This is a genomic window from Pseudomonas asplenii (genome assembly GCF_900105475.1).
In the GTDB taxonomy this organism is placed as follows: Bacteria; Pseudomonadota; Gammaproteobacteria; order Pseudomonadales; family Pseudomonadaceae; genus Aquipseudomonas; species Aquipseudomonas asplenii.
On the sequence record NZ_LT629777.1, the window covers coordinates 3,808,381 to 3,824,860 of the forward strand.

At 62.2% G+C, this 16,480-nt stretch carries 12 protein-coding genes and 4 tRNA genes; 10 read left to right on the top strand and 6 right to left on the bottom strand.

Annotation, left to right across the window (positions count from 1 at the left end; all coding sequences use genetic code 11):
• Positions 1-65 precede the first annotated feature (65 nt).
• From BLU37_RS17515 to BLU37_RS17530, 4 genes are all read right to left on the bottom strand, one after another.
• Entirely contained in the window at positions 66-1,892 is a 1,827-nt protein-coding gene (locus BLU37_RS17515; protein WP_090207020.1) for a glycoside hydrolase family 15 protein, read from the bottom strand.
• Between the two features lie 259 nt (positions 1,893-2,151).
• Complete coding sequence (locus BLU37_RS17520; RefSeq protein WP_090207022.1) at positions 2,152-3,096, bottom strand: 2-hydroxyacid dehydrogenase; 945 nt, start codon at positions 3,094-3,096, stop codon at positions 2,152-2,154.
• A 163-nt stretch (positions 3,097-3,259) separates the two neighbouring features.
• Entirely contained in the window at positions 3,260-4,750 is a 1,491-nt protein-coding gene (locus tag BLU37_RS17525) for an MDR family MFS transporter (protein WP_172833118.1), read from the bottom strand.
• A 49-nt stretch (positions 4,751-4,799) separates the two neighbouring features.
• Positions 4,800-5,846 carry an HlyD family secretion protein gene (locus BLU37_RS17530; RefSeq protein WP_090207028.1) on the bottom strand — a complete coding sequence of 349 codons (1,047 nt, stop codon included), beginning with the start codon at positions 5,844-5,846 and terminating at the stop codon, positions 4,800-4,802.
• Between the two features lie 224 nt (positions 5,847-6,070).
• Here BLU37_RS17530 and gltX point away from each other — a divergent pair, with 224 nt between their 5' ends.
• The 10 genes from gltX (at position 6,071) to BLU37_RS17580 (ending at position 12,036) form a co-directional block, all read left to right on the top strand.
• Positions 6,071-7,552 carry a glutamate--tRNA ligase gene (gene gltX / locus BLU37_RS17535; protein ID WP_029534153.1) on the top strand — a complete coding sequence of 494 codons (1,482 nt, stop codon included), beginning with the start codon at positions 6,071-6,073 and terminating at the stop codon, positions 7,550-7,552.
• Positions 7,553-7,790: 238 nt separating this feature from the next.
• A tRNA-Ala gene (locus tag BLU37_RS17540) sits at positions 7,791-7,866 on the top strand.
• 85 nt (positions 7,867-7,951) lie between these two features.
• Positions 7,952-8,027 (top strand) — tRNA-Glu (locus BLU37_RS17545).
• A gap of 56 nt (positions 8,028-8,083) precedes the next feature.
• Positions 8,084-8,159 (top strand) — tRNA-Ala (locus tag BLU37_RS17550).
• Positions 8,160-8,284: 125 nt separating this feature from the next.
• Positions 8,285-8,360 (top strand) — tRNA-Glu (locus tag BLU37_RS17555).
• A 186-nt stretch (positions 8,361-8,546) separates the two neighbouring features.
• On the top strand, positions 8,547-9,086 hold the full coding sequence (locus BLU37_RS17560) for a TetR/AcrR family transcriptional regulator (RefSeq protein ID WP_090207031.1): 540 nt from the start codon (positions 8,547-8,549) through the stop codon (positions 9,084-9,086).
• Between the two features lie 30 nt (positions 9,087-9,116).
• A complete protein-coding gene (locus BLU37_RS17565) occupies positions 9,117-9,950 on the top strand; it encodes an alpha/beta fold hydrolase (RefSeq protein WP_090207034.1) in 834 nt (277 codons plus the stop codon).
• Positions 9,951-9,993: 43 nt separating this feature from the next.
• Complete coding sequence (locus tag BLU37_RS17570) at positions 9,994-10,428, top strand: acyl-CoA thioesterase (protein ID WP_090207036.1); 435 nt, start codon at positions 9,994-9,996, stop codon at positions 10,426-10,428.
• Between the two features lie 77 nt (positions 10,429-10,505).
• Positions 10,506-11,465, top strand: coding sequence for a tRNA dihydrouridine synthase (locus BLU37_RS17575; RefSeq protein ID WP_090207039.1), 960 nt, complete (start codon positions 10,506-10,508; stop codon positions 11,463-11,465).
• A gap of 121 nt (positions 11,466-11,586) precedes the next feature.
• Positions 11,587-12,036, top strand: coding sequence for an Hsp20 family protein (locus tag BLU37_RS17580; protein ID WP_010445947.1), 450 nt, complete (start codon positions 11,587-11,589; stop codon positions 12,034-12,036).
• A 160-nt stretch (positions 12,037-12,196) separates the two neighbouring features.
• Here BLU37_RS17580 and BLU37_RS17585 read toward each other — a convergent pair whose 3' ends face one another.
• Complete coding sequence (locus tag BLU37_RS17585; RefSeq protein ID WP_090207041.1) at positions 12,197-15,472, bottom strand: sensor domain-containing protein; 3,276 nt, start codon at positions 15,470-15,472, stop codon at positions 12,197-12,199.
• 66 nt (positions 15,473-15,538) lie between these two features.
• Positions 15,539-16,429, bottom strand: coding sequence for a LysR family transcriptional regulator (locus BLU37_RS17590; protein ID WP_010445951.1), 891 nt, complete (start codon positions 16,427-16,429; stop codon positions 15,539-15,541).
• Between the last annotated feature and the right edge of the window lie 51 nt (positions 16,430-16,480).

A 16,480-nucleotide genomic window follows, 5' to 3' on the forward strand; every position in this document is an offset into this window, starting at 1 on the left:
CGACCGGTAATTAAATATATTCAGTTTCGTTACAAACTTCATACAAACACCCTCAGCCCTGTCGTTCAAGGCTGCCACGGCGTCACATCGCCGCTGAGCTTGCGGTCGAGAAAGCAGGCCGCGCTGATCAGTGCCAGGTGGGTCAGGGCTTGCGGCGTGTTGCCCAGGTGCCGTGCCTGGGGATCGAATTCCTCGGCATACAGCCCCAGCGGGTTGGCGTAACGCAGCAACTGCTCGAACTCCAGGTGCGCCTGTTCCACGCGACCGGCGCGGGCCAGGCATTCGACGTACCAGAACGAGCAGGCGGCGAAGGCGCCTTCGTTGCCCGGCAGGCCGTCGATGGGATGGTCATCGTTGCGGTAGCGATAGACCATGCCGTCGCGCACCAGGCTTTTCTCGATGGCATCCAGGGTCGCCAGCCAGTGTGGATCGGTAGCACCGACAAAACGCACCAGGGGCATCAGCAGCATCGAACCGTCCAGCCCGGTACCGCCGGTGTGCTGGACGAAGTGCCCGTGTTCGGCGTTCCAGAAGTTGCTCCAGATATCGTTGTGGATTGCCGTACGGGTCTCGTCCCAGCGGGCGAACGGCGCCGGCAGCGAGCGCTTGGACGCCAGGCGGATGGCGCGGTCCAGGGCTACCCAGCACATCAGCCGCGAATGCAGGAAGTGATGTTTGCCGCCGCGCATTTCCCAGATACCGACATCCGGCTTGTTCCAGTTGGCGCAGACGTGGTCGATGATCTGGCCGACGCGCAGCCAGCCCTGATGGGAAATGGCTTCGCCGTATTTGTTGGTCAGGTACACCGCATCCATCAACTCGCCGAAGATATCCAGCTGGACCTGTTCCCAGGCCTGGTTGCCGATGCGTACCGGGCGGGCATTGCCGTAACCGGACAGGTGCGCCAGCTCGATCTCGGGCAGTTGCTGGTTGCCATCGATGGCATACAGGACGTTGAGTTTGACGGATTGGTCGCAACCATCGTCGATGCGCCGACGCAGCCAGCCCATGAAGTCGTTGGCCACCTCGACATAACCCAGGCGCATGAAGGCATAGACGGTGAATGACGCATCGCGGATCCAGGTGTAGCGATAGTCCCAGTTGCGTTCACCGCCGCGGCTTTCCGGCAGGCCGAAGGTTGCTGCGGCCAGGATCGCGCCGTGCTTGCGCGAAGTCAGCAGCTTGAGGGCCAGTGCCGAGCGATTGACCGCCTCGCGCCAGCGACCCCGGTAGGTGGAGCGGCCGATCCAGTGCTGCCAGAAGGTCAGGGTATGTTGCAGCGCGACGCCGCTCTCGCCGAGCTTGACCCGTGGATCATCGACGGCGCCGAGAAGGAATTCGGCTTCCTGCTCCTGACCCAACTCGAAGGTGGCAACGGCGGCCTGTTGTTCCAGGCGCAACGGCTGGTCGGCGCACAGGCGCAGACTCGGTTGGCCGGGGGCGTCGAAGCAGACGTCGGCGCCATCAAGCCGGGCCATGGTCGCAGCGCGCGCATAGTCATGCCGCACGGCGCAGCACATATGGAACCTGGCGTGGCCGCTGACCACCCGGACGCGACGGATCAGCAGGGGCAGGTCATCCTCGTTATCGCTGATCGGCAGCAGGTCGGTGATTTCCACCACCGCCTGGGCACTCAGCCAGCGGGTGCGCAGCACATTGGTGTCGGGCAGGTAGATCTGCTCGCGCCGCGCGTCGGGCAGGTCAGGCGCCAGCTGGAAGATCCCGGCGTCGGGGCTGTCGAGCAGGGCGCAGAAGATCGCCGGGCTGTCGAAGGCCGGCCAGCAGAAGAAATCGACGCTGCCGCGGTCATTGATCAGCGCGGCGCTGCCCATGTCACCGATGACGCCGTGGGCTTCGATGGGACTCTGGGGTTCCTGGGGGTGATCGGTCATGGCCGCGAGACTCCGGGTCGGGGAACAGGCTGCGGTGAGTGTGCGGGTTGGCGGCACTCACTGAGCTGACCGGTATTGCTCGACGGAAGTTCAGGCCGATAGCGGTTTACTGTTCTGGCGCCTCGGCGGCCTGGACCAGGGGCGAAAGGCTCAGCAGCAGGCAGGCTAAGGTGCCGCAGGCGGGAAGGGCGTTCCATGCAGGAAGTACCCGTGGGGCGTGGGGAAAGAGATCGATCATGGCCTCTCGCTCACTGCGTCATCACTCGGGCAGTGCAACAGGCGTGAGTACCGGTTGGCCGGAAAAGTACGCCAGCAGATTCTGCGCCACCAGACTGACCGTTGCCTGCGAGGCCTCCGGCGACAGACCGGCGACGTGGGGTGTCAGCACGACATTGGGCAGGCCCTTGAGCACGTCCGGCACATTCGGCTCGTCGTCGAACACATCCAGTGCCGCACCGGCGATCCGCCCTTGCTCCAGCGCCGTCACCAGTTCGTCGGTGAGCACCACGCTGGCGCGGGCGATATTGACGAGGAAACCGTCCGGGCCCAGGGCCTCCAGCTCCGGCTTGCCAATCAGGCCGTTGGTCGCGGCGCCACCCGGTGTAGCGATGATCAGGTAGTCCGAGGCGGCAGCCAGTTCGGCCGGTGTGGCGCAATAGGTATATTCGAGGTCTTCGCGTTGCCGGCGATTGTGGTAACTCACCGACATGCCGAAACCGAGTGCGGCACGTTGGGCAATCGCCAAACCGACGGCGCCCATGCCGAGAATGCCCAGGCGCTTGCCGCCCAGCGACGGGCGCATCAGCTTGCGCCATTCGCCACGGCGCACCGAGGCGTCGGCCCGTGGAATGTCACGCACCAGCGACAACAGCAGGGCCATGGCGTGATCAGCCACCGACGAGGCATTGGCGCCGGCGCCGTTGGTGACGACGATGCCCCGTTGTCTGGCCGCCTGCAGGTCGACCTTTTCGTAACCGGCACCGATCACGCAGATGATTTCCAGCAGCGGCAGGGCGGCGATCTCATCGGCGAACAGACCGAGCGGGCCACGCGTCAGCACCGCCTTGATCCGTTGGCCATGGGTGGCGATGGCTTCGGCGCGCAGAGCGTTGTTGGGCGCCAGGATCAGCTCGAAACCCTGGCGTTCGATGATTGGCAGGTATTCGTTGACGGTTTCCGTCAGCACCAGTACTACGTTGGACATGCGGCTCTCCGCCAGTCGGCCAGTTGATGTCGGCCAAGCTACCGCTGGGGCCTGTTGCGGGCAAGCCCCAAAAATCATCCCTCGGCAGGCTGCCCTGCATGAGCCGGCAAACCGGCTGTTGCAGAGTGGGAGGGGCTGCACCGGGTGTTGTGGGCGTTCAGGCTCAATGCGCCTCACCGGTCTTGACGCCTGCTGGCAGTGCCCTTGTCAGCAACACCGCGAGCATGCTGATACCCAGGGTGATCCCGACGAAATGAAAGGCGTCGTTGTAGGCCATGATCATTGCCTGCTGGTGGGTGATTTCACTGAGTTTGCCCAGCGCGGCCGTCTCGCTGCCAAGCTTCTGCGTCAAAAGTGCCAGTCGCTCGGCCACTTGCGGGTTGGAGGGGACGATGGCTTCGCGCAGGTAGTCGAAATAGGCCTTGGTTCGCGCATCCAGCAGGGTGGCGAGCAGCGCGATGCCGATGGCGCCGCCGAGGTTGCGCAGGATGTTGAACAGGCTGGAGGCCGAGCCGGCATCCTGGGGCTGGATGTAGGCGGTGGCGATCAGCGAGATGGTGACCATGATCAGTGGCTGGCCGAGGGCTCGGATGATCTGGATCTGGTTGAATTGCGGGCCGGCGAAGTCCGGGTTGAGCACTCCCGAGGAAAAGCTCGCCAACCCGAACAGGCCGAAACCCAGGGCACAGAGCAGTTTTGGCGAAACAAGCTTCATCAGTTTGGGCACCAGCGGAATCAGGAACAGTTGCGGCACGCCCATCCACATGATCACCTCGCCGATCTGCAAGGCGTTGTAATTCTGGATCTGCGCCAGGTACAGCGGCAGCAGGTAGATCGAGCCATACAGGCCTACGCCCATGCCCAGGCTGGAAATGCTCGACAGCCCGAAGTTGCGGTTGCGCAGGATGCGCAGGTTGATCAGCGGGTTGGGCTTGGACAGTTGCAGGATCACGAAGGTGATCAGGCTCAGCACGGCGATGCTGCCCAGGCTCAGGATCAACTGCGATTCCAGCCAGTCCTTGCGATGCCCTTCCTCCAGAAAGACCTGCAGACAGCCCAGACCGATGCCGAGTGTGACAATTCCGGCGTAGTCGGTGCTCTTGAGCAGTTCCCAGTGGGCGTCCTTTTTCTCCAGGCCATAGAGCAGGCCGGCGATCATGATCAGGCCGGGCGGAATGTTGATGTAGAAGATGTATTCCCAGCCCCAGTTTTCCGTGAGCCAGCCGCCCAGGGTCGGGCCGATCGAGGGGGCGAAGGTGGCGGTCATGGCGAACATCGCCATGCCCTTGGCGCGGTGGTGTTCCGGCAGCTTGATCAGGGTCAGGGTGAAGGCCAGCGGGATCAGCGCGCCGCCGGTAAAGCCCTGCATGGCACGGAACACGATCATGCTTTCCAGGTTCCAGGCCATCGAACACAGCAACGACGAGGCGAGGAAGCCCAGCGAGACCCAGGTCGCCAGGCGCCGGGCCGAGAGCAACTGCACCAGCCAGGCGGTCAGCGGGATCATGATGATCTCGGCCACCAGGTAGGAAGTGGAAATCCACGAACCTTCTTCCAGGGTCGCCGACAGGGCGCCCTGGATGTCCTTGAGCGAGGAGTTGGTGATCTGGATGTCGAGCACTGCCATGAAAGCACCGAGCATCACGCTCATCACCGCGATCCAGTCGCGCCGGGTCGGTTCGGCGACGGCGCGGATCAGCGCATCACCGGCCATTGGCGGTGTCGCGGATATCGACCTTGACGGTCACCGACATGCCCGGTCGGATCAGGCCGTGCAACGGGTTGTCGGCGGCGAAGATCAGCTTGACCGGAATCCGCTGCACCACCTTGGTGAAGTTGCCGGTGGCATTGTCCGGTGGCAACAGGCTGAACTGCGCGCCGGAGGCGGCGAACAGGCTGTCGACCCGGCCCTGGATCGGTGTGTCTTCATAGGCATCGAACCGCAGCGTGGCGCTTTGTCCGGGGCGCATGTGGCCGATCTGGGTTTCCTTGAAGTTGGCCTGGACCCAGATGTCCTGATCCGGAACGATCGACAGCAGGTAGGCGCCGCTCTGCACGTACTGGCCGTTGCGAGCCGCGCGCTGGCCGACCATGCCGCTGATCGGCGCGCGGATTTCGCTGCGGCTCAGGTTCAGTTCGGCCTGGGCCAGCTCGGTGCGGGCGCTGGCGATCTGGCCGTCGAGGCGCTTGAGTTCGGCGGTCAGGGCATTGACCTGCTGGCGCTGGCTTTGCAGGTCGGCCTGGGCCTTGGCGACCTGGGAGCGGGCGATGTGGTTGTCGGCGGACAGAGTGGTGACCCGCTCCTCGGAGACATAACCGGGCTTGCGCAGGGTTTGCGCCCGCGACAGGTCGATCTGCGAACGGCCCAGGCTGGCCTGACTGGCAGCGACCTGGGCGTCGGCGGCGGCAATCAGGCTGGCCTGCTGGGTCAGTTTGCTCTGCGCCTGCAGCCGTTCGGCTTCGCGGGTGGCGAGGGTGGCATTGGCCCGCTCGACCGCCAGTTGGAAGTCGGCGCCCTCCAGGCGGACCAGCAACTGGCCTTGTTCGACATGTTGGTTGTCGGCCACCAGCACCTGGTCGATACGGGCCGCGAGCTGGCTGGAAACCCGGGTGATCTCGCCCTGGACATAAGCGTTGTCGGTGCTTTCATAAAAGCGTCCACGCCAGAACCACTCGGCGAAGAAACCGAGGGCGATCAGCAGGACGAGCAGCAGGAACACGAACAGGCGGCGTTTGAGTTGGGCAGGCATGGGCAACGATCGAAATAATTAGTGAACTTCTCGGTAGATAAATCTGGCACAGCGCAACTGATGGGTAAATGCCACCTACGGAGAAAGCCGGTTTTTATCGGCAGGGCGCCATTTTTATCGCGAAGCTTGGCTTATATGCCCTCTGCCTGGTGTCCATGCTGGAGGCGAAGGTGGTCGTCCTGTTACCATTCGTCCTTTGTTTTATCTCTATTTCGAGACCGCTCATGACCACTGTCCGCACTCGCATCGCGCCGTCGCCTACTGGCGATCCCCACGTTGGCACCGCCTACATTGCCTTGTTCAACTACTGCTTTGCCAAGCAGCACGGTGGCGAGTTCATCCTGCGGATCGAAGACACCGATCAGTTGCGCTCGACCCGCGAGTCCGAACAGCAGATTTTCGATGCGCTGAAATGGCTGGGTATCACCTGGGCCGAAGGTCCGGATGTCGGTGGCCCGCACGGCCCGTACCGGCAGAGCGAGCGTAGCGAGATCTACAAGCAGTACACCCAGCAACTGGTCGACATGGGGCATGCTTTCCCGTGCTTCTGCACCGCCGAAGAGCTGGATCAGATGCGCGCCGAGCAGATGGCCCGTGGCGAAACCCCACGCTACGACGGCCGCGCCCTGCTGCTGTCGAAAGAGGAAGTGGCCCGTCGCCTGGCCGCTGGCGAACCCCATGTGATCCGCATGAAGGTGCCGAGCGAAGGCGTCTGCGTGGTGCCGGACATGCTGCGTGGCGATGTCGAGATCCCGTGGGATCGGATGGACATGCAGGTCCTGATGAAGACCGACGGTCTGCCGACCTACTTCCTGGCCAACGTGGTCGATGATCACTTGATGGGCATCACCCACGTACTGCGTGGCGAAGAGTGGCTGCCGTCGGCGCCCAAGCTGATCCTGCTCTATGAGTACTTCGGCTGGGAGCAGCCGCAGCTGTGCTACATGCCGCTGCTGCGTAACCCGGACAAGAGCAAGCTGTCCAAGCGCAAGAACCCGACCTCGGTGACTTTCTACGAGCGCATGGGCTTTTTGCCCGAGGCGATGCTCAATTACCTGGGCCGTATGGGCTGGTCGATGCCGGACGAGCGCGAGAAGTTCTCGCTGCAGGAAATGGTCGACCACTTCGACCTGTCCCGTGTCTCCCTCGGTGGGCCGATTTTCGATATCGAGAAGCTGTCGTGGCTCAACGGCCAGTGGCTGCGTGACCTGCCGGTGGAAGAGTTCGCCAGCCGGGTGCAGAACTGGGCGTTCAATCCCGAGTACCTGATGAAGATCGCGCCGCTGGTGCAGAGCCGCGTCGAGACCTTCAGCCAGGTCGCGCCCCTGGCGAATTTCTTCTTCGCTGGCAGTCTGCCGCTGGACGCCAGGTTGTTCGAGCACAAGAAGCTCTCGCCCGAAGATGTGCGCAAACTGATGCAACTGATCCTCTGGAAGCTGGAAAGCCTGCGCCAGTGGGAGAAGGACAACATCACCGCGACCATTCAGGCGGTGGTCGATGCCCTGGAGTTGAAGCTGCGTGATGCCATGCCGCTGATTTTCGCCTCGATCACCGGGCAGGCCAGCTCGGTATCGGTGCTCGACGCGATGGAAATCCTCGGCCCGGACCTGACGCGTTTCCGGCTGCGTCAGGCCTTGGAACTGCTGGGTGGCGTATCGAAGAAAGAAAACAAGGAATGGGAAAAGCTGCTGGGCACTATTGCCTGAATCAGCGCCTGAGCCGGTCATGGCCACGCCACCAGCGGATTCACGGGTTGTGGGCGTGGTCGACAACCCCCGGTTTTCCGGGGGAGGGCGGTAAGTGATTGTTATCGCGGAAAAATCTTTTGGAATTTGTTCAAAAAAAGTTTGACAGGGCAGTGGGTCGCACTTAATATGCGCCCCGTCCACAAGGCAACACGGAAACACAGCGGCAACGCTGACATGACGTGAAGCCTGACATTGTGGGGCTATAGCTCAGCTGGGAGAGCGCTTGCATGGCATGCAAGAGGTCAGCGGTTCGATCCCGCTTAGCTCCACCAATTTAGAAGCTTCAGGTTGCGCTACACTGACCTGGAGTTTGTACCACGAATCGGAACCAGCGCCGATAGGGTACACAAGGGTTACGTCCCCTTCGTCTAGTGGCCTAGGACACCGCCCTTTCACGGCGGTAACAGGGGTTCGAGTCCCCTAGGGGACGCCAGCTTTACACAAGTGACATTGCAACTCGATGTCGCTGCGCCGCAAGGCGAAAAATCCGGGGCTATAGCTCAGCTGGGAGAGCGCTTGCATGGCATGCAAGAGGTCAGCGGTTCGATCCCGCTTAGCTCCACCAATTTACGGTTCAAGGTCTGGCCACACCGGTCTTGAGCTGATGTTGCAGGTGCTGCAGGTTGATCAAGGTCACCTGGCAGTCGAAGTCGCCAACAAGCCGACTCCTGTAATGCAAGAAGGGTTTGCGTCCCCTTCGTCTAGTGGCCTAGGACACCGCCCTTTCACGGCGGTAACAGGGGTTCGAGTCCCCTAGGGGACGCCACGATTGCCCGCTCTGCGGGGTTTTTAAGGGTCATTCATTATTGAATGGCCCTTTTGTTTTTCTGGCGTTTAGCCTTTTCGCCCTGAATCCCTTTTCGCTTCTCTCAGTCGGACCAACGGTCAGGCGAAAACCTTGCGAAAAAATATTATGAGAATAATATTTTCGACGTAATACTTGGAGATGGCAATGAACGATAAAAAGGCTCAGACCCGCGAACGAATCCTGCAGGCTGCCAGCGCCGCGTTGATCCAGCGTGGCCCGGCCGAGCCTAGCGTGAGTGAGGTGATGGCTGCCGCCGGCCTGACCGTGGGCGGCTTCTACGCGCATTTCGAGAGCAAGGATGCGTTGATGCTCGAAGCATTCAAGCAATTGCTTTCGCAGCGTCGAGCGAAGATCGAGGAAGTCGACGACCAGTTGGGTGGCGAAGAACGACGAGCACTGATTGCTGCGTTCTACCTGTCGCGCAAGCACCGCGATGCTGTCGAGCGGGGCTGCCCGCTGCCTGCCGTGGTGGGTGAGATCGGCAGCCTGCCAGCGTGCTTTCGCGAAGCACTCAACGAGCATGTGGAGTTGATGGTCGCACAGCTCGCGGCCAGCCCCGAGGATACCGACAAGGCCCTGGCCGATATCGCCCTGATGATTGGCGGCCTGGCCGTTGCCCGGGCGCTGGGTCCGGGCGAGCTGTCCGACAGAATGTTGCGTGCTGCCAAGTCGGCAGTGCGCTGAAGCTTTGGTCCTGGGCTGAGGTCATACGCGATGAATACGTTGAGCTGGATTCGTGGTATCAACGGTACCTTGGGGCGCGTGGCGCCAAGGGTTGCCGCGAGTCGGATGCGCCAGGTTTTCATGACGCCCCGTGAGCGTTTGCCTCGGGACTGGGAGTTGCCGCTGCTGGCAACGGCCGAGCGGATGACCTTGCGTTTCGGCTTGTCGGCGCTGCGTTGGGGGCAGGGTCCGACCGTATTGCTGATGCATGGCTGGGAAGGGCGGCCGACCCAGTTCGCCAGTCTGATCGAGGCGCTGGTGGCGGCCGGTTATACCGCCGTGGCCCTCGACGGCCCGGCCCATGGCCAGTCGCCTGGGCGTGAGGCGAATGTGGTGGCGTTTGCGCGGGCGCTGCTTGAAGCAGCCGCCGAGCTACCGCCGCTCCAGGCGGTGATCGGTCATTCCATGGGTGGAGCCAGCGCGATGCTCGCGACCCAGCTCGGCTTGCGTACCGAGGTGTTGGTCAGTATTGCCGCGCCAGCGCGGGTGCTGGGCGTGCTGCGGGGGTTTGCCCGCTACGTCGGGCTGCCGCCACGGGCGCGTTCGGCGTTTATTCGTGAAGTCGAACGGGATGTCGGCATGCGCGCCGAGCACCTGGATATCGAGCATTACCAGATGGACATGCCGGGCTTGATCGTCCACGCCGAAGACGATCGGCTGGTGGCGGTCGATGAATCGCAGCGTATTCACGAGGCCTGGTTCGATAGCCGCCTGTTGCGCCTGGAAAGCGGCGGCCATCAGCGGGTGCTGGCCGATCCGCGGTTGATCGAGGGCGTCCTGGCGCTGTTGGCAGGGCGTCGCCTGGCGCAGCGTCAATCAGCTTGATCCGTTACACTGCCCCGGTCTTTGAATCGACCGGGAGCGGTACATGAGCTGGGATCTGGCGACATCCTTCACCCTTGACCTGCAGGTGTCTGCCGAGGATATCGATGGTCTCGGGCACGCCAATAACGCGGTGTACGTCACCTGGCTTGAGCGTTGCGCCTGGCGTCATTCCCAGCGCCTGGGCCTGGATCTGAGCGAGTATCGCCGACTGGATCGGGCGATGGCGGTGGTGCGTCATGAAATCGACTACCTGGCTGCCGCCTACGAAGGCGACGAGCTGCAACTGGCCACCTGGATTGTCGATTGGGATCAGCGCCTGAAGATGACCCGGCGTTTCCAACTTGTGCGTCCCAGCGACAACCTGACGCTGCTGCGCGCGCAAACCACCTTTGTCTGCATCGAATTGTCCAGCGGCAAGCCCAAGCGCATGCCGCAGGAATTTCTGCAAGGCTACGGGCCGGCGGTGCTGTCGGTCTGAGGGTGTACCGATTTGGCCCGGAACCCCGTAAACTGCCGCGCCTTTCGGTATCCGCCTTTTTTCAATGAGAGTCACCCATGCAAATTGCCCTGGCGCCCATGGAGGGGTTGGTCGATAACATCCTGCGCGATGTCCTCACGCGCGTAGGCGGCATCGACTGGTGCGTCACGGAGTTCATCCGCATCAACGACTCGTTGCTGACGCCGGCCTACTACCACAAATTCGCCCCCGAGCTGCTCACCGACGCCCGCACTGCGGCCGGTGTGCCGCTGCGCGTGCAACTGCTGGGCTCCGATCCGGTGTGCCTGGCCGAAAACGCGGCGCTGGCCTGCGAGCTGGGTTCGCAGGTGATTGACCTGAACTTCGGTTGCCCGGCCAAGACCGTGAACAAGTCCCGTGGCGGGGCGGTGTTGCTCAAGGAGCCGGAACTGCTCAACCGCATCGTCGAGCATGTGCGTCGGGCAGTCCCGGCCCATATCCCGGTGACGGCGAAGATGCGTCTGGGTTTCGACAGTCCGGATGGCGCGCTGGTCTGCGGCACGGCCCTGGCTGAAGGCGGCGCGTCGCAGATCGTCGTGCATGCGCGGACCAAGGTCGATGGCTACAAACCGCCGGCCCACTGGGAATGGGTGGCGCGGGTGCAGGACGTGGTGAAGGTGCCGGTGTTCGCCAATGGTGACATCTGGTCGGTGGAAGACTGGCGGCGTTGCCGCGAGGTCAGCGGCGCCGAGGACTTCATGCTGGGTCGCGGCCTGGTGTCGCGTCCGGACCTGGCTCGGCAGATCGTCGCGGCGCGAGCTGGCGAAGAGGTGGTCGAGATGAGTTGGGCCGAGTTGTTGCCGCTGCTCCAGGACTTCTGGCTCCAGGCTCGGGCGCAACTCACGCCGCGCCAGGCGCCGGGTCGCCTGAAGCAATGGCTGGCGATGCTCACGCGCAATTACCCGCAGGCGGTGGAGTTGTTCACACTCGTACGCCGCGAGACCGACTGCGACATGGTCAGCCGTCTGTTGCAGGTACCGGTATCCGAGGCCGCCTAAGCGGGCTGAAAAAATTTTTCAACACTCTCTTGAAATGCGTTTGGGCGTTCCTATCTAAGGGTTACGCGATGCCGAATTCGGGTCGCGAATCAAACGACTCGCTGAATTTCAGGAGATTGACATGACTACTGCATTTTCTCTGGCTCCACTGTTCCGTTCCTCTGTTGGCTTCGATCGTTTCAACGACCTGTTCGAAACCGCACTGCGTAATGAACCGGGCAGCAGCTACCCTCCTTACAACGTCGAAAAGCACGGCGAAGACCAGTACCGCATTGTCGTTGCTGCCGCCGGTCTCCAGGAAGAAGACCTGGAGCTGCAAGTCGAGAAGGGTGTGTTGACCGTCAGCGGTGGCAAGCGTGAGCCCAAGGCTGAACACGTCAGCTACCTGCACCAGGGCATTGCACAGCGTGCTTTCAAGTTGTCTTTCCGTCTGGCCGACCATATCGAGGTCAAGGCTGCCGGACTGAGCAACGGTCTGTTGAACATCGACCTGCTGCGGGTCGTGCCGGAAGAGGCGAAAGCCAAGCGCATCCAGATCAATGGTACGCAGCAACCGGCCCTGCAGCACTAAGCTCGAGCCAGCAAGACAAAACCCCGCTTCGGCGGGGTTTTGTATTTTTTTGGGTTGATACCTTGAGATGAATGCCGACCTCGTGGCGAGCGGGCTTTTCGGGTCGCCACATAAGCTCATTCCATACCACACAGCCTCATTTCCTCCCGTGCAAGGAGGTTCACTCCAGGAGCTGCTTGAACTCTTCCAGCGGCAGTGGCCGACTGTGCAGGTAGCCCTGGTACAGATGGCACCCCAGCCCTTCGAGAAACATCAACTGTTCCGGCAACTCCACCCCCTCGGCAATCACCATCAACCCCAGGCTGCGAGCCATGGCGACGATCGCGCGGATGATTTCCGCATCGTTGGGATCATGGGTGGCGTCACGGACAAACGACTGGTCGATTTTCAGCGCGTCCACCGGCAGGCGCTTGAGATAGGTCAGCGATGAATAGCCGGTACCGAAGTCGTCCATGGCAAAGCTCACGCCCAGTTTGTTCAGGCGCCGCATCTTGTTGATGGTGTCCTCCATGTTCTGGATCACGATGCCTTCGGTGATTTCCAGCTTGAGCATCGAGGACGGCACATTGTGCAGCAGCAGGGTGCGCTCGACCCGCTCGACAAAGTCGGCCTGACGGAACTGCCGTGGGCTGATATTCACGCACAGGTTGAAAGAGTGGGCGATCAGCCCCTGGCGCAGCAGCAGGCCGAATGCCTCGCAGGCATGGTCGAGAATCCAGGTGCCGACTTCCAGGATCAGTCCGCTGTCTTCCAGGACCTTGATGAATTCATTGGGTGATTGCGCGCCGAGTTCCGGATGATGCCAGCGTACCAGGGCTTCTGCGCCGACGATGCGATTGTCACGGGCATCCACCTGGGGTTGGAAGTGCACGCTGAACTCGCCCCGTGACAGGGCCTGGCGCAAGTCGTTCTCCATGCGCAGGCGCTCACTGGCAGCCTTTTGCATGGTGCTGTGGAACATCTGGGTGATATTGCGCCCGGAGTCCTTGGCCCGGTACAACGCGATATCCGCGCGCTTGAGCAGGTCGGCGGGGGTGCTGCCATGGTCCGGTATCAGGGCTACGCCGATGCTCGGTGTCACTTGCAGGCGTTGACCGTCGAGGAACATCGGTTCGGCCAGCAGTTCGCGAATGGTGTCCGACAGGTCATGGACCTTTTGTGCGACCTCGTGGCGCGAGCCTTCAAGGTCGCTGAGCAGTACCACGAACTCGTCGCCACCGAGCCGTGCCACGGTGTCTTCGACGCGTACGCTGGCTTCCAGGCGGGCGGTGATGACCTTGAGCACGCTATCGCCCACCGGGTGGCCGAGCGAGTCATTGATGTGCTTGAAGTGGTCCAGGTCGAGAAACAGCAGGGCGCCGCGCAGGTTATCGCGCTTGAGCAGGGCGATCTGCTGGCTCAGGCGATCCATCAGCATGGCCCGGTTGGGCAGGTTGGTCAGCGGGTCGTGGTAGGCCAGGTGACGGATCTGGGCCTGGGCGTTCTTCAGCAAACTGATGTCGCGGGCGGTCATCAGCAGGCAGGCGGTCTCGTTGAGGGTGATCGGCTCGACGGCCACCTCCACCGTCAGTACATCGCCGCGCTTGTTGCGTCCGAGCATGTCGCGATGGGGGACATGTCCGCGCTCCTTGAGTTCTTCAAGGAGTGAGGTGCGCTCCTTGTGGTCGGCCCAGATACCCAGTTCATACAGGGTGCGGCCAATGACTTCGCTGCTGGAATAGCCGGTCAGCCGGCAAAATCCATCGTTGACCTCCAGATAGCGCCCGCTCTGGCGCTCGATGATGGTGATGGCGTCGGGGCTGGAATGGAAGGCCTTGGCGAATTTCTCCTCGCTGGCCTTGAGCGCGGCCTCGGCGCGCTGCTGTTGGGTGATGTCACGCAGGGTGGTGACGATGCAGGGCTGCTGCTCGACCTCGATCTGCCGGCTGTTGATCACGCAGGTCAGGGGCTGGCCGCTCTTGTGGTGCACGATGACCGCAACGTTGTTCAGCGCCTGGTCGCGGATGACCTGCTGGATGCGTTGCAGGCGCTTGGTCGAGTCCTCCCAGAGGCCGATCTGTTCGGCACTGCGGTGGCGGATCTCGTCAATGTTCCAGCCGAAGGTCTGGGTAAAGGCCGGATTGATCTCGATGAACTGACCGCTGTTCAGCAGGGTCACGCAGATCGGGTCAGGGCTGGCCTGGAACAGGCTGGCGAACTTCTCTTCCGAGGCTTGCAGGCGCTGTTCGCGTTCCACTTGTTCGGTGATGTCGAGCAGGGTGCCGGCCATGCGCAACGGATTGCCCTTGCTGTCGCGGTGGAGCCGGGCGCGGCTTTCCAGGTAGCGTGAGCTGCCGTTGTTCATTTCGATCCGGTAGGTGATCTGATAGTTGCCCGCCGGACCTTCGCGCAGACTGCGATAGGCATTGCGCATGTTTTCGCGCTCTTTGGCGGGCACGCCGTCGAAGAACGCCTCGAAGGACTCATGAAAGGGCTGGGCTTCCAGGCCATGCAACTGGGCCGAGCGTGCGGAGCCGTAGAGCATGCCGCTGGGAATATGCCAGTCCCAGGTGCCCAACTGCGCCGAGTCCAGCGCCAGATCAAGGCGTTCCTGGCTGTCCTTGAGTGCCTGCTCGGCGTTTTTGCGTTCGGTGGTGTCGAGAAAGGTACTGAGCAGATAGGCCTGGCCTTCCAGTTCGACCCGTTGGGCACTGAGGATGCCGTCGTGGATCTGGCCGTTGCTGGCCCGGAACTGGACCTCCTGGCTGACCGGTTCGCCGCGCGTGCGCAGGGCCTTGACCAGCCGTTCGCGTTCCTGCGGGTCGACCCACAGGCCCAGTTCCACGGTGGTCATGCCGATCACCTGGAGCGCCGGCCAGCCGAACAGGCTTTCGAAATACTGGTTGGCCTCGCTGATCAGGCCGTCTTCCTCGCGGGTCAGCAGCACCATGTTGGGGCTCAGGTGAAAGAGGGTGGCGAAGCGTTTCTCCGAACTGCTCAGGGCCTGTTCGCGCTGGCGTTGCTGGGTCACTTCGCGGATCACGCCGATCATCCGTGGCTTGCCGTCCTTGTCCGGCAGCAGGCTGCCATTGATTTCCAGCCAGTGCAGGCTACCGTCCGGCCAGCGGATACGGTGGTGCATGGCCCGTTCCACGGGCTCGCCGGCCAGCACCGCGTGAAAGGCGCGCAGCGTGCGGGCGCGGTCTTCCTCGGGTAGCAGGTCCAGGTAGTCGATGTCGTTGGGCAGCGGTTGATGCGGATCGAAACCGAACAGTGCCTGGGTTCCACGAGACCAGCTGACCTGGCCGTTCTCGATATTCCAGGACCAGGCACCCAGACGGGCGCCATTGAGGGCGGCCAGCAACTGTGGGGCGCTTTCCCAGCTCTTTTCCGACTCGTGAGGGTCAAGGGCATAAATGCGCGGCAAGGGCGGAATACGGCTAGCGTTCTTGGGCATCAACAGCAGTCCTTGGGTGAAAGGCACGTTATTGCTGCAAGACGCCAGGGCTGAGACAGAAACGGCTTATGCCATGGAGGTCGGCAAATCCGCCTGCGCATCCAATAAAGTCATAAAGGCCCGTGCGGCATTCGACAGCGTCCGTTCGGTATGCAAGATATAGCCTAGCTGGCGACTGAGCTGTATGCCCGGCAAAGGGATGGCCGCCACCTGCTCGTCGAGCATGGTGCGTGGCAGCACGCTCCAGGCCAGGCCGATGGAAACCATCATCTTGATGGTTTCCAGATAGTTGGTGCTCATGGCTATATTCGGCGTCAGGCCCTGGGCCTCAAACAGACGGTGAACGATGTGGTGGGTGAAGGTGTTGCCACCGGGGAATACCGCCGGTCGGTGGGCGATGTCCCGCAGGCTGACGTGGGCGTTGCTGGTCAGTGGATGTTCGGGCGCAACGACGAAATCCAGCGGGTCATCCCAGACCGGTACGGCACGGACCAGGTGATGCGGTTCCGGCGCCAGGGTGATGACTGCCAGTTCCGCTCGTCCGTGGAGAATTTCCTCGTAGGCGACTTCCGAGTCGAGAAACTGGATATCCAATGCCACCTTTGGGTACTGCCGGGTGTAGGCCCGCAGCAGTGGGGGCAGACGGTGCAGGCCGATATGATGGCTTGTTGCCAGAGTCAGGCGGCCGCTGACCTCGCCGGTGAGGTTGGTCAGCGCCCGGCGGGTGTCATCGAGCACGTTGAGAATCTGGTAGGCCCGGGGCAGCAGGGCGCGGCCGGCTTCGGTCAGGCTGACCTCGCGACCCAGCCGATCGAACAGGCGGACGTTGAGTTGCTGCTCCAATCCGGCGATCCGTTTGCTGATGGCTGGCTGGGTGAGGTGCAGGCGTTCGCCGGCGCCGGAGAAGCTGCCGATTTCGGCGATGGCGATAAAAGCGTTGAGGTTGGCCAGGTCCATGATCGGTATTCCAGATGGCTATCCAAAGCATAAAAATTATGAATTTGAGTT

Excerpts from the sequence above, each read along its gene's own strand:
- BLU37_RS17515 (WP_090207020.1), bottom strand. The coding sequence starts at position 1,892 with ATGACCGATCACCCCCAGGAACCCCAGAGTCCCATCGAAGCCCACGGC.
- BLU37_RS17520 (WP_090207022.1), bottom strand. The coding sequence starts at position 3,096 with ATGTCCAACGTAGTACTGGTGCTGACGGAAACCGTCAACGAATACCTG.
- BLU37_RS17530 (WP_090207028.1), bottom strand. The coding sequence starts at position 5,846 with ATGCCTGCCCAACTCAAACGCCGCCTGTTCGTGTTCCTGCTGCTCGTC.
- gltX (WP_029534153.1), top strand. The coding sequence starts at position 6,071 with ATGACCACTGTCCGCACTCGCATCGCGCCGTCGCCTACTGGCGATCCC.
- BLU37_RS17560 (WP_090207031.1), top strand. The coding sequence starts at position 8,547 with ATGAACGATAAAAAGGCTCAGACCCGCGAACGAATCCTGCAGGCTGCC.
- BLU37_RS17565 (WP_090207034.1), top strand. The coding sequence starts at position 9,117 with ATGAATACGTTGAGCTGGATTCGTGGTATCAACGGTACCTTGGGGCGC.
- BLU37_RS17570 (WP_090207036.1), top strand. The coding sequence starts at position 9,994 with ATGAGCTGGGATCTGGCGACATCCTTCACCCTTGACCTGCAGGTGTCT.
- BLU37_RS17575 (WP_090207039.1), top strand. The coding sequence starts at position 10,506 with ATGCAAATTGCCCTGGCGCCCATGGAGGGGTTGGTCGATAACATCCTG.
- BLU37_RS17580 (WP_010445947.1), top strand. The coding sequence starts at position 11,587 with ATGACTACTGCATTTTCTCTGGCTCCACTGTTCCGTTCCTCTGTTGGC.
- BLU37_RS17585 (WP_090207041.1), bottom strand. The coding sequence starts at position 15,472 with ATGCCCAAGAACGCTAGCCGTATTCCGCCCTTGCCGCGCATTTATGCC.
- BLU37_RS17590 (WP_010445951.1), bottom strand. The coding sequence starts at position 16,429 with ATGGACCTGGCCAACCTCAACGCTTTTATCGCCATCGCCGAAATCGGC.